General features: G+C 54.0%; 11 protein-coding genes. 7 read left to right on the plus strand and 4 right to left on the minus strand.

The features are described 5' to 3' along the window. Positions 1-131: 131 nt before the first annotated feature. Together K0I31_RS00110 and hemG (K0I31_RS00115) are read left to right on the plus strand one after the other, a co-directional pair. The gene (locus tag K0I31_RS00110; protein WP_011863832.1) at positions 132-1,589 is read left to right on the plus strand and encodes a TrkH family potassium uptake protein; all 1,458 of its coding nucleotides are present in this window, start codon (positions 132-134) and stop codon (positions 1,587-1,589) included. Further along, positions 1,589-2,116 (plus strand): menaquinone-dependent protoporphyrinogen IX dehydrogenase, encoded by a 528-nt coding sequence (gene hemG, locus K0I31_RS00115; protein ID WP_144202301.1) that lies wholly within the window; start codon positions 1,589-1,591, stop codon positions 2,114-2,116. Before K0I31_RS00110 ends, hemG (K0I31_RS00115) begins: the two co-directional genes overlap by 1 nt. A gap of 21 nt (positions 2,117-2,137) precedes the next feature. On the opposite strand, the gene K0I31_RS00120 is transcribed toward hemG (K0I31_RS00115), so the two are convergent. Next, positions 2,138-2,443 carry an ArsR/SmtB family transcription factor gene (locus K0I31_RS00120; RefSeq protein WP_011863834.1) on the minus strand — a complete coding sequence of 102 codons (306 nt, stop codon included), beginning with the start codon at positions 2,441-2,443 and terminating at the stop codon, positions 2,138-2,140. Positions 2,444-2,715: 272 nt separating this feature from the next. Here K0I31_RS00120 and hemG (K0I31_RS00125) point away from each other — a divergent pair, with 272 nt between their 5' ends. After that, positions 2,716-3,249, plus strand: a complete 534-nt coding sequence (gene hemG / locus K0I31_RS00125) for a menaquinone-dependent protoporphyrinogen IX dehydrogenase (RefSeq protein ID WP_220079530.1) — start codon at positions 2,716-2,718, stop codon at positions 3,247-3,249. A gap of 115 nt (positions 3,250-3,364) precedes the next feature. Continuing rightward, on the plus strand, positions 3,365-3,901 hold the full coding sequence (locus tag K0I31_RS00130) for a thioesterase family protein (RefSeq protein ID WP_220079531.1): 537 nt from the start codon (positions 3,365-3,367) through the stop codon (positions 3,899-3,901). Between the two features lie 19 nt (positions 3,902-3,920). On the opposite strand, the gene K0I31_RS00135 is transcribed toward K0I31_RS00130, so the two are convergent. Further along, entirely contained in the window at positions 3,921-4,568 is a 648-nt protein-coding gene (locus tag K0I31_RS00135; protein ID WP_220079532.1) for a glutathione S-transferase family protein, read from the minus strand. A gap of 81 nt (positions 4,569-4,649) precedes the next feature. Continuing rightward, positions 4,650-5,549 carry a LysR family transcriptional regulator gene (locus tag K0I31_RS00140; RefSeq protein ID WP_220079533.1) on the minus strand — a complete coding sequence of 300 codons (900 nt, stop codon included), beginning with the start codon at positions 5,547-5,549 and terminating at the stop codon, positions 4,650-4,652. A gap of 229 nt (positions 5,550-5,778) precedes the next feature. Between K0I31_RS00140 and K0I31_RS00145 the strand changes: the two genes are divergently transcribed. Continuing rightward, positions 5,779-6,468, plus strand: coding sequence for a DNA-3-methyladenine glycosylase I (locus K0I31_RS00145; protein WP_220079534.1), 690 nt, complete (start codon positions 5,779-5,781; stop codon positions 6,466-6,468). Between the two features lie 198 nt (positions 6,469-6,666). On the opposite strand, the gene K0I31_RS00150 is transcribed toward K0I31_RS00145, so the two are convergent. Then, positions 6,667-7,422, minus strand: coding sequence for a TorF family putative porin (locus tag K0I31_RS00150; RefSeq protein ID WP_220043811.1), 756 nt, complete (start codon positions 7,420-7,422; stop codon positions 6,667-6,669). 424 nt (positions 7,423-7,846) lie between these two features. Between K0I31_RS00150 and K0I31_RS00155 the strand changes: the two genes are divergently transcribed. Then, positions 7,847-9,007 (plus strand): efflux RND transporter periplasmic adaptor subunit, encoded by a 1,161-nt coding sequence (locus K0I31_RS00155; RefSeq protein ID WP_011863841.1) that lies wholly within the window; start codon positions 7,847-7,849, stop codon positions 9,005-9,007. A 9-nt stretch (positions 9,008-9,016) separates the two neighbouring features. After that, positions 9,017-12,166: an efflux RND transporter permease subunit gene (locus K0I31_RS00160; protein WP_220079535.1), complete on the plus strand. Its 3,150-nt coding sequence runs from the start codon at positions 9,017-9,019 to the stop codon at positions 12,164-12,166. The last annotated feature ends 40 nt before the right edge of the window (positions 12,167-12,206 follow it).

The following is a 12,206-nucleotide window of genomic DNA, read 5'->3' on the forward strand; positions in this document are numbered from 1 at the left end:
GGGCTAACATGTTCGCAAAGGGCTTTTTGCCTTGGGTCACAAAGCGCCAATAAATTTTATACAACTGCCGGGATAAACTATGCGAGAATGCGCCAGTGCGTCTTCGCAAACGGAATAATAAAAACGCCCTAATGCAATATAGAACCATTATAAGAATTACAGGCCTACTCATGGGGCTGTTTTCTTTGTCGCTTCTGCCGCCAGCGCTGGTTGCCGTGATCTACAAAGATGGCGGGGGCACCGCCTTTCTGCAGGCCTTCTTCCTCAGCTTGTTACTCGGCTTCGTGCTCTGGTATCCCAACAGGCGCCACAAGAAGGACCTGCGCACCCGCGAGGGCTTCATGCTGGTGGTGCTCTTCTGGGGCGTGTTGGGCTCCATAGGTGCCGTGCCTTTTATCTTCTCCAGTCAGCCCGATCTCTCGCTCACCGACAGCTTCTTCGAGTCCTTCTCGGCGCTCACCACCACAGGGGCGACCGTGCTGGTGGGGCTCGATAGCCTGCCCAAGGCGATCCTCTTCTATCGCCACCTATTGCAGTGGCTCGGCGGCATGGGGATCATCGTCTTGGCGGTGGCCATCTTGCCTGTGCTCGGGATCGGGGGGATGCAGCTCTATCGAGCGGAGATCCCCGGGCCGGTGAAAGACAGTAAGATGACGCCGCGAATCGCCGAGACGGCCAAGGCGCTCTGGTATATCTATCTAGCGCTGACCATCGCCTGCGCCTTCGCCTACTGGGTCGCCGGCATGGATGTGTTCGATGCCATCTGTCACTCGTTTTCTACCATCGCCATCGGTGGCTTCTCCACCCATGACGCCAGCATGGGCTACTTCGATAGCACGGCGATCAACATGGTGTGTGTGGTGTTTCTGTTGATTGCGGCGCTGAACTTCAGCCTGCACTTTGCGGCTTTTACCCGCCGCGGCATTAACCTCAAGGTCTATCTAAGAGACGCCGAGTTTAAGGCGCTTATCGTGATCCAGCTGGCGCTGACGCTGATCTGTTTTGCGACCCTGTACCATACCGGCATCTATGACAGCGCCGAGGAGACCTTCGACTTCGCCCTGTTCCAGGCGGTGTCTATCTCGACCACGGCCGGTTTCGGTACCGAAAGCTTCCACATGTGGCCGCTGTTCCTGCCTATGCTGCTGATCTTCTCCAGCTTCATCGGTGGCTGTGGCGGCTCGACCGCTGGGGGCATCAAGGTGATGCGGATGATCTTACTGCTGCTCCAGGGCTCCCGTGAATTGAAACGCCTGGTGCATCCCAGGGGCATGTTCTCCATCCGTATCAATGGCAAGGCGCTGCCGGATCGCATCATAGATGCGGTATGGGGCTTCTTCTCTGCTTACGCCCTCGTTTTTGTGGTTTGTATGTTGATCCTGATGGCGCTGGGCATGGATAATATCACCGCCTTCAGCGCGACTGCGGCCTGTTTGAATAACCTGGGGCCTGGGCTAGGTGAGGTGGCCAGTAACTATGCCAGCATTGGCGATGGCGAGAAGTGGGTGTTGGTGGTGGCCATGCTATTCGGCCGATTGGAAGTGTTTACCTTATTGGTGTTGTTTACACCGACTTTTTGGAAGAATTAATGAGTCGTACCCTAATTATCTATTCGACCGTAGACGGTCAGACGAAAGCCATCTGTGATCAGATTGCCGAGCAGTGCAAGTCGGATACCCAGCTGGTGACCATGGTCAGCCTGGAAGAGGCGCAGTCGGTCAATCTCTCCTATTTTGACAAGGTCATCATAGGGGCGAGCATTCGTTACGGCAAACACAGACCCGAGCTGTTTCAGTACGTGAATCGCCACAGAGCCGTATTAAACGGCAAGAAGAACGCCTTCTTTACCGTGAACGTGGTGGCGAGAAAGCCGGAGAAGAATACGCCCGAGACTAACCCTTACATGAAGAAGTTTCTGCAGCTGTCGCTGTGGCAGCCTCAGCAGCTGGGGGTCTTTGCGGGTAAGATCGATTATCCCAAGTATCGTTTCTTCGATAAGTTCATGATCCGTTTCATCATGTGGATCACTAAGGGCCCCACAGATACCTCGGGTACCTATGAATTTACCGATTGGGATAAGGTGCAGGAGTTTGCGAAAGCCTTTAGCGAGCGTTAAAGGCTTTCATCTTCGCAGGAATTATACGCAGTAACGCTTGTAGAGAATCGAGATCACCTCGGTGACCTGCTCGTTCTTCAGTGTGTAGTAGACGATCTGTGAGCTCTTGCGGGTCGCCACCAGATCTTCGGCGCGCAGTACCGCCAGGTGTTGTGACAACGCAGACTGGCTCAGAGGCACGTTTTCATTTAGCTGTGTCACGCTCAGTTCATTGTCGAGTAGCTGGCACAAGATCATCAATCTATAGGGATTGGCTATTGCCTTAAGCCACTTGGCTGCGCTCTGGGCATTGGTGACCATTGCATCTACATCAATATCTTTTTGCATACGGCAACTCTCTTGTACTTGATTAATTAGATTATTCTAATTGAATGGGGAAGTGAAAGCAATGATACTCAGCCAGCCTGGGTAACTCAATGGGAGCCGACCTGTGTCCTTTTAGGATTGCTCATGATTTTGTAGTTATTTTACCCCGAGTTAAATATCCAATTGGTGGTGTATTTCACAAAAACCTTAACTAAATTGTGATCCAATTTGGGGTTTCTCTGGCACTTTGCTGCAACAATGTGGCTCTCTTTTCCGATACAGATGAGTCGCTTATGGCTTCAGTACTAATTGTTTACTATTCTCGCGGTGGCCATACGGCCAAGATTGCCCAGGCGATGGCGGCGCACTTGGACGCTCAAGGGCATAATTGCGACGCCCTGCGTATTGGCGAGTTTGAGCATATTGATTGGGAAAAATACGACTATGTTGCCGTGGGCGCCTGCGTACTCTATGGCAGCTACCATAAGTCTGTGTTCGAATTTGTCACCCGCTACCAGGCCGAGCTGGCGGCCAAGCCTAACAGCTTTTTCAGCGTCAACGTGGTGGCCCGTAACCCCGAGAAACGGATCCCCGAGAACAACAAGTATCTGCAGAAGTTTATTGAGCTCTCTCCCTGGAAGCCGAATGACGTTAAGGTGATTGCCGGCAAGGTGGACTACCCCTCCTGGCGTTGGTATGACAGGTGGATGATCCAGCTGATCATGAAGATCACCGATGGCCCAACCGATCCTAAGGCGGTGATCGATTACACCGACTGGGAAGACGTTAAGCTATATGCCGAGCACTTGCTGACTCTCAAGGATTAGCCTCAACTCTCTATTCATCGCGCCCTGGCAACAGCCCTTGCCTCGGCGCGATCTTGCTTGTCACCTGGTCTGACCTCTGGTAGCCTTTGCCCTTCATTTAAGGGAGCCGGGTGAGATGAACCTCTATTTTCGTTTGTTTTGGTTGATGTTTTGGCGGGTACGCCATTGTCGTCGTATCGATTTTCTGGGCACGAGTACTATCAGCTATCGTGCCTTGCCGCTGGATTGCGACATTAACCTGCACCTGACTAACTCCCGCTATCCCGCCCTGATGGATCTGGCCCGTACCTACATGTTGGCCGAGATGGGGCTGCTGAAACGCTTCTTGAAGCTCAAGTGGTTGCCGATCGTCAACGCCGCCGAGTTCACCTATATTCGCGATATCAAACCCCTGTGTAAATTCGACATTCAGAGTCGAGTGGTGGGCTGGGACGAGAAATACTTCTATGTCGAGCAGCGCTTCGTCAGCGGCGACACCCTTCACTGTATCGTGCATGTGCGTGGCGTGTTCGTGAACAACCGCAAGCAGGTACCGATTAAGGAGATGCTCAAGGAGGCGGGCTTCGATGGCCCCGAACCTTGTTTACCGCCGGAAATCGAGAAGTGGAAAGCCTTCCTCACGCTGAAGAAAGAGCGCAACCTGCCTGCTTAACTTTTTTTGGAATTAGGGTTTAGGGAATGGGGCGGAATCCGGCCTGCACCGCGGCGCGGGTGAGTTCTATCTCTTCCTGTACCTGGATCCAGGCGCCTCGGGTGTTGGCCTGATTCAGGTATCTGTCGATGGGATCCAGTTGGTACAGCTTGAGGCGATTTCTGGCGTGGATCAGGCAAGGGATCAGGGCGCAGTCCGCCATGGTAAAGGCATCGCCGCAGAGCCAGTGATGCCGCTGCAACTTGTCGTTCAGCTCATTCAGTAGCAGCATGATCTCCTTCTCTAACTGCCTCACCTTAATCGGATTGTCCTCTTCACGGGCTTCCATCTGTTCCAGCAGATAGAGAGGATTGTTCAGGTCGTTGTCGATGAGGCGATCATATAGGCGCACCTGCAGGCGCTGAGGGTAATCCTGTGGCAGTAGCCGGGTGCCGGTGGCAAATTCATGGTCTATGTAGTCTATGATGATGCTGGATTCGGGCAAGAGGTCGCCGGTGCGTGTCTTGAGCAGGGGTAATTTTCCCAAGGGATACTGCTGCTTAAATTCGTTGCGGGAAAAGGGATCGCTCAGCTCTATCACCCTGGGATAGAAGTTGGCCTGTTTCTCGTAGAGGGCGATCAAGACTTTTTGGGAATATCGTGACAGGGGATGGTAGAAGAGTTCCATCAAATGCACCTCCCATTTGCCCAGAACCAATAAGCTAATATTAGTTCGAAATCCCGCATCTGGCCTGCTTTTTAGCCTGTCTTATGCTGCCGGTGTGAGTCGCTCGGTCAGCAGTTCGATAAGTGCCCTGACTCTTGGCGGGATCACCTCAAGATAGGGATGTACCAGGTAGAGTGCACCACGCCCCAGATGATAGTCGGGCAGCAGCTGTACCAGCTGGCCATTGGCAAGGTGCTGGCTTATCAAGGGGGAGGGCAGCAAGGCAACGCCCAGCCCCTGCATCACCAGGCCTAGGGTTCCCTGTAGGCTGTTGCAGTTGATAAAAGGGCTAAGCTGCAGGCGGACACGCTCGCCTTCGCTGTTTTCAAACTGCCAATGTCTGGGGAGCCTGTCGCCCGCCAGGCCTATCCAATGATGATGGCTGAGATTGTCCGGATGCACAGGCGCGCCATGGTGTGCAACATAGTCAGGGCTCGCTACCAGATACTCATCGAAGCGGCCCAGCCTGGTCTCGTTGACACTGGGCTGACTGGCGGCGCCTATCTGAATCGCCACATCTATCTGATGCTCGGTGAGGTCCAGCTGTCTGTCCTGGATCAGCAGGGAGAGATGCACCTTGGGATAATGCTGGTGAAACGCCTTGATGGTGGGGGCTATCACTCCATCGCCTAGCGCCTGGGGGAGGGCGAGGGTGATGCTGCCTTGCAGCTCGGCATCTGCTGGCTGCAGCGAGGTTTCCGCCTGCTTGGCAAGTTTGAGCAGCTCGGCGCAGTAACGGTAAAATGACTGGCCCTCCTGGGTGAGCGACAGGCTGCGGGTGGTCCTGTTTAAAAGACGCGACTGGCATCTGTGCTCCAGTTTCTTTAGGTGTTGACTCACCATGGAGCGGCTAATGTTTAGCGACTCGGCGGCGCGGGTCAAGGAGCCCTGCTCGACCACACTGGCAAAGACCAACATACGATAGAGTTGTGATGCGTCCATAATTAACCTCAACGGCCTCTCATCGGTCTAAGTGCAAGCCAATTGCAATCATCTTTGGTTATTGTTTACTAATATTGTAAAAATAAACCCATATATGGGTTATTTATTGTTCATGGTAACCAATATGTCAAAGTTGGCTGGGGTCGTCTCGAGCCGTTTGGCGGGTGATCGACATGGCTGCATGGCACGTAATCTGTATTCAACAAGCATTTAAGGAGCTGCTTACACTATGGCGCGATTAGAATCGTTCGACAGTATTTACCAGCGCGCCTGTGAGCGCAAAGGTGGCGAAGCAGGCTTGGCCGCTCGCTTGCCTGAGGTGTTATCTCAGGATCTGATTGCCGAGTATAAGGATGCCGAGTTGCTGTCAGAGCTGAGTAAGAAGGTGTTTCAATCGGGATTTGTATGGCGCATCGTCGACAATAAGTGGCCGGCTTACGAGGCGGCCTTCTTCAACTTCGAGCCCCACAAGATCTTGATGCTATCGCCTGAGCAGATCCAGCAGCGTGCCAGCGACCCCGAGTTGATCCGCCACCTGAAGAAGACCATGGCGATTTATGACAATGCCCTGATGGTGCATGATTTTAAGCTCGCTCACGGCAGCTTTGCCAAGTTTATCGCTCGGTGGCCCAGCGATAATACCGTGGGACTCTGGGCCGAGCTGAAACGCCTGGGCTGCCGACTGGGTGGCAATACCGGCCCCTATTTTCTGCGCACCATAGGCAAAGATACCTTTCTGCTGACCGAAGATATCAAGGGATATTTTCAGGCTCACAAACTGATCGATGCCGGTTTTACTTCTAAACGTGGTTTGACCCAGGTGCAGGAGGTGTTCAATGAATGGCAGGGGCAGTCGGGCCGGTCTCTGGCGGAGATCAGCCGTATCCTCGCCTGTGGCGTGGGTGATAACCGGATATAACCTAGCTCCGTCAAAAAACCTAGGATAAGTATTCTGGCCCCATGGATGGGGGAAATGCCAAAAAATGTCGGGAACATTTTTGGCCATGTATAAATCCCCTCTATGCTCATCCCTGAGCACCGGGGATAAGTATATCCCTATACAAAAAAGCCAGCCCGAGGGCTGGCAAAGACGTGCAGAGATTGGAAACTGCTGTGCTTAAAAACTCTTGCTGACGCCGATAACGACTCGGTCATCAAAAATCTTAGTTTGTGTACCGTACACCTTGTGGCTCTCATCCACTGTGCTGCCGTGGTATCTGAGATCGAAACTCAGGCCGGCGAAGGTTTTGCTGACACCCAGGTTCCAGTGGCCCCAGCCTTCGGCGCCGTTACCATCCAGATCCTGATAGCCGACGCTGGCAGACAGGTTAATGCCATTGTCGAACTGGTAGCTTGGATGGATGGCGTAGTTCACGCCTTGCCAGCCATCGACACCGAACCAGTCATCGACCGTCGGGGTCACTTCCAGTTGTAGGTTAGTGCGGCCGAACTGCTTACCTACCTTGAGCCATAACTCTGTGTAGTTAGAGTATGAGGCGCCCGGGTAGAGGTAGGAGAACAGCATGACATCATAGGTGATACCAGAATCGCCGAAGGTGCCCGCCTTACCTATGTAGGGTGCAGTAACGATTTCAAGATTTGGATCGGCAAACTTGATGTTGGAGGCATACACACCGCCGTACCAGCCTTGATCATTTCCCCATCCCAGCGTGCCTTGCACGACGGGGACGTCGCCATCCATGGTTTCTGACTCACCACGAAAGACATAATCTGAGGCAAAGGTCAGCTTGCCTGTGATATTGCCGCCTAAGACTTGGGTGTCTTGCGCTTCGGCCATGACGCCGCTTGCGGCTAACAGGCTGCCAAGGAGTATCGAGCATTTTAACTGGGTTAAGGTCTTCATCATCTTCATCTCATCTAGCTGTTGTTTGGCTGATGAGGCGACTATAGGCGCAAGATGTGAATGGCCTTATCGGCACAAATGAACTGATCAAATAAAGATGTGAACAATTATGAATAGGTCTGAATTAACCCCATGTTTCATATGGTGTTAGTTTTCATCATGCCTGGATGACAGCGATCACATTTTAGACACAAAAAACGCTAAAACAGGGTGAAAACACGCAATTTTTAACTGTTTTTTAACAAGAAAACATGATTAAAAATAAAAATTTGCATTAACTTACAATATCTCTGCCCACATCTTCTTGTTGACCTTGGCTAGGTGTGAGATAAATAGTTTCTAAATCTTTTTTTAATTTTGCTTCCTCAAGATACCCCATAGCGCCTTACCCGTGCATGGGTGTTTTTTGTTGCGGCTTTGATTAGGAGTTCTCATGCGGCAAATAGTAAAAATTGCCTCGTTAGTTAGTGTGGCGTTATGGATAACAGGTTGTGGCCAGGACGAGAACCAAGGTCATTCGGCAGCAGCCCCAAGAAGCATGGAGGTTGGGGTGGTTCAGGTTGTCGAGCAGCCCCAGGCTATTCAGGTTGAGCTACCGGGTCGCAGCAAGGCATATCTTGAGGCCGAGGTGCGTCCTCAGGTGTCGGGTATCATCACCGAACGCGGCTTCGTCGAGGGTGGTGAGGTAACCGAAGGCCAATCTCTCTATCAGATCGATTCGTCGACCTATAAGGCGGCGCTGGTCAGTGCCGAAGCCGATCTGGCCCGTGCCAATGCCAGCCTGGTGTCTGCCAAGGCCAAGGCGGCCAGATATAAAGCCTTGATCAAGACTGATGCCATTAGCCAACAAGATTTCGACGAGGCAGATGCCCTCTACAAAGAGGCGTTGGCTAACGTGACCGTGGCCAAGGCGGCGATTAACACGGCTAAGATCAACCTGGAATACACTCAGGTGAAGGCGCCTATCTCAGGCCGTATCGGTAAGTCTTCCGTGACTGCCGGTGCCCTGGTGACAGCGAATCAGAGCGCCGCACTGGCGACGATTCAACAGCTGGATCCTATCAACGTCGATATCGCCCAATCTAGCGCTCAGCTGCTACGCCTCAAGGCCAAGCTTAAGCAGGGACAGCTGCAGGCGGCAGACAATGCCGATGTGCGTCTGATCCTGGAAGATGGCACGGCATACGAGCACATGGGCTCGCTCAGATTCGCCGAGGTGAGTGTCGATGAGAACACGGGTTCAGTAACCCTAAGGGCCGAATTCCCTAACCCGGATGGTGTCTTGCTACCTGGCATGTATGTGCGCGCCGTATTGAACGCGGGTACAGATCCTAAGGCGATTCTGGTGCCGCAGAAGGCTGTTACCCGTAATACCAAGGGTCAGGCCGTTGCCATGGTGATAGGTGCCGAGAGCAAGGTCGAGCCAAGAGTCGTGACGACTGCCGAGGTGATCGATCATCAGTGGCGCATCACCAGCGGCTTGAAGGCTGGCGATCAGCTGATTGTCGAGGGATTACAGAAGATACGTCCGGGCGCCCCTGTGGTGGGTAAACCACTCAGCGAGATGCAATCAGACAAGCAACCACAGAAGTAAGGTAAAGTTATGGCTCGTTTTTTCATCGATCGCCCTATCTTTGCCTGGGTGATTGCAATTATTGTTATGTTGGCCGGGGTGCTCTCTATCATGAAGCTTCCCGTGTCGCAGTACCCGAGTATTGCGCCGCCGACCGTGGTGATTAACGCCATCTATCCGGGTGCGTCTGCCAAGACTATGGAAGACACTGTGACCCAGGTGATCGAGCAGCGCATGACGGGTATCGACCATCTACGTTACATCTCGTCTACCAGTGACAGCTTTGGTAACGCGCAGATCACCCTGACGTTCAATGCCGAGGCCGATCCCGATATCGCCCAGGTTCAGGTGCAGAACAAGCTGCAGCTGGCGATGCCGCTGCTACCTCAAGAGGTGCAGGCGCAAGGGGTTAAGGTCAACAAATCCAGCTCGGGTTTCTTGATGGTATTGGGCTTCGTGTCTCAGGATGGCTCGCTGGAGAAGAATGATATCTCCGACTATGTGGGCTCTAACATCTTAGACCCTATGAGTCGTGTGCCTGGTGTGGGTGAGATCCAGCTGTTCGGTGCCCAGTACGCCATGCGTATATGGCTAGACCCGCTCAAGCTGACGCAATACAACCTCACCAGCCTGGACATCATGGCCTCGATTCGTGAGCAGAATGCTCAGGTGTCTGCGGGTCAGTTGGGCGGCGCGCCTTCTATTGCGGGTCAGGAACTCAACGCCACGGTAACGGCTCAGAGTCGTCTACAGACGGCCGAAGAGTTTAGAAAGATCATCATCAAGTCCGATCCGTCGGGCGCCAAGGTTTACCTGGAAGATGTGGCCCGAGTCGAACTGGGCTCGGAAAGCTATTCGGTAGAGTCCTTCTATAACGGCCGTCCGGCTGCCGGTCTGGCGATCAAGTTGGCCACGGGGGCTAACGCCCTGGCGACCGCCGAGCGCGTGCGTGAGAAGGTCGATGAGATGAAGCCCTTCTTCCCCCAAGGCCTGGAAGTGGTTTATCCCTATGACACCACCCCCTTCGTCGAGAAGTCGATCGAGGGCGTAGTGCATACCCTGCTGGAAGCCGTGGTACTGGTATTCGTGATCATGTACCTCTTCTTGCAGAACTTCCGCGCGACCCTGATCCCGACCATCGCGGTACCTGTGGTACTGCTGGGGACCTTCGCCATCCTGTCGGCTACCGGCTTCTCGATCAACACCCTGACCATGTTCGCCATGGTATTGGCCATCGGTCTGCTGGTGGATGACGCCATCGTGGTGGTAGAGAACGTCGAACGTGTGATGTCCGAAGACGGCTTGAGCCCGATTGAGGCCACCAAGAAGTCGATGGACCAGATCACCGGCGCCCTGGTGGGTATCGGTCTAACCCTGTCGGCGGTGTTCGTGCCTATGGCATTCATGTCGGGTTCGACCGGTGTGATCTATCGTCAGTTCTCCGTGACTATCGTATCGGCCATGGCGCTTTCTGTGCTGGTGGCGATCATCCTGACGCCGGCACTGTGTGCCACCATGCTGAAGCCGATTGCCAAGGGCCACCATGCGGTGGAGACCGGCTTCTTCGGTTGGTTTAACCGCACCTTTGACAAGATGACCTCGCGTTACGAGGCTGGCGTGGCGGCGATGATCAAGCGCGCCGGTCGCGTCATGTTGATCTACGTGGCCCTGACGGTTGCCGTGGGTTGGATCTTCATGCGCATGCCGACCGCCTTCTTGCCGGACGAAGACCAGGGTATCTTGTTTACCCAGGCTATTCTGCCGACCAACTCGACCCAAGAGAGCACCAAGAAGGTGATGAGCAAGATCTCCGACTTCTATCTCAACGAGACGGGCGACAGCGTCAAGTCGGTATTTAGCGTATCAGGCTTCAGCTTCGCCGGTAGTGGTCAAAACATGGGTCTGGCCTTCGTGGGCATGAAAGACTGGTCTGAGCGTACCGGCCCGGGTCAAGACGTTAAATCGGTCGCCGGACGTGCCATGGGTATGTTCATGCAGATGAAGGAAGCCTTCGTGTTTGCCTTCGTACCGCCTGCGGTGATCGAGCTGGGTACGGCAAACGGTTTCGATTTCTATCTGCAAGACAGAAATGGCCAAGGCCATGAGAAGCTGCTCGAGGCCCGCAACATGCTGCTGGGCATGGCATCGCAGAATCCTAACCTGGTGGGCGTGCGTCCAAACGGTCAGGAAGATGCGCCTATGTATCGCATCCATATCGACCACGCTAAGCTTCGCGCCCTGAGTATCGATATCGATGCGGTCAACAGCGTGCTGGGTACTGCCTGGGGTGGTAGCTATGTGAACGACTTTATCGACCGTGGTCGTGTGAAGAAGGTCTACGTACAGGGTGATGCCCAGTACCGTATGCAGCCGGAAGACCTCGATACCTGGTATGTGCGTAACAGCCAGGGTGAGATGGTGCCTTTCTCGGCCTTCGCCACAGGTACCTGGGAATATGGTTCGCCGCGTCTGGAGCGTTTCAACGGTCTGCCTGCGATGAACATCCAGGGCGGTACGGCACAAGGTTATAGTACGGGTGCGGCCATGGCCGACATCGAGGCTATGGTAGCCAAGCTACCGCCAGGATTCGGCGTTGAGTGGAACGGCCTGTCATACGAGGAACGTCTCTCGGGCAACCAGGCACCGGCGCTGTATGCCCTGTCTATCATGGTGGTCTTCCTGGTATTGGCGGCCCTGTATGAGAGCTGGTCTGTGCCGTTCGCGGTGATCTTGGTAGTGCCATTGGGGATCATAGGTGCCTTGCTGGCGATGAACGGTCGCGGTCTGCCTAACGACGTGTTCTTCCAGGTGGGTCTGTTGACTACCGTAGGTCTGGCGACCAAGAACGCCATCCTGATCGTCGAATTCGCCAAAGAGTTCTACGAGAAGGGCGCGGGTCTGGTGGAAGCGACCCTGCATGCGGTGCGTGTGCGTCTACGTCCTATCCTGATGACCTCGCTGGCCTTCGGTCTGGGTGTTGTGCCACTGGCCATCAGCTCGGGCGTAGGCTCGGGTAGCCAGAACGCTATCGGTACCGGCGTATTGGGCGGCATGATGAGTTCGACCTTCCTGGGGATCTTCTTTATCCCTATCTTCTTCGTGATCGTCGAGCGCATCTTCAGCAAGCGCGAGAAGAAGGGCGCCGAAACTCAGGCTGCCGACTCGACACCGCAAGAATAGGCATTAGCCATTTCGTCAAAAAGCCCGGTAATAACCGGGC

The sequence above is a fragment of the Shewanella spartinae genome, from assembly GCF_019457555.1.
Lineage (GTDB): Bacteria > Pseudomonadota > Gammaproteobacteria > Enterobacterales > Shewanellaceae > Shewanella > Shewanella loihica.

Bases quoted from the DNA above. Each gene is read 5' to 3' on its own strand.
- K0I31_RS00130 (WP_220079531.1), top strand. From the start codon at position 3,365: ATGAACCTCTATTTTCGTTTGTTTTGGTTGATGTTTTGGCGGGTACGC.
- K0I31_RS00155 (WP_011863841.1), top strand. From the start codon at position 7,847: ATGCGGCAAATAGTAAAAATTGCCTCGTTAGTTAGTGTGGCGTTATGG.
- K0I31_RS00150 (WP_220043811.1), bottom strand. From the start codon at position 7,422: ATGAAGATGATGAAGACCTTAACCCAGTTAAAATGCTCGATACTCCTT.
- K0I31_RS00140 (WP_220079533.1), bottom strand. From the start codon at position 5,549: ATGGACGCATCACAACTCTATCGTATGTTGGTCTTTGCCAGTGTGGTC.
- K0I31_RS00120 (WP_011863834.1), bottom strand. From the start codon at position 2,443: ATGCAAAAAGATATTGATGTAGATGCAATGGTCACCAATGCCCAGAGC.
- K0I31_RS00145 (WP_220079534.1), top strand. From the start codon at position 5,779: ATGGCGCGATTAGAATCGTTCGACAGTATTTACCAGCGCGCCTGTGAG.
- K0I31_RS00110 (WP_011863832.1), top strand. From the start codon at position 132: ATGCAATATAGAACCATTATAAGAATTACAGGCCTACTCATGGGGCTG.
- K0I31_RS00135 (WP_220079532.1), bottom strand. From the start codon at position 4,568: ATGGAACTCTTCTACCATCCCCTGTCACGATATTCCCAAAAAGTCTTG.
- hemG (WP_220079530.1), top strand. From the start codon at position 2,716: ATGGCTTCAGTACTAATTGTTTACTATTCTCGCGGTGGCCATACGGCC.
- hemG (WP_144202301.1), top strand. From the start codon at position 1,589: ATGAGTCGTACCCTAATTATCTATTCGACCGTAGACGGTCAGACGAAA.
- K0I31_RS00160 (WP_220079535.1), top strand. From the start codon at position 9,017: ATGGCTCGTTTTTTCATCGATCGCCCTATCTTTGCCTGGGTGATTGCA.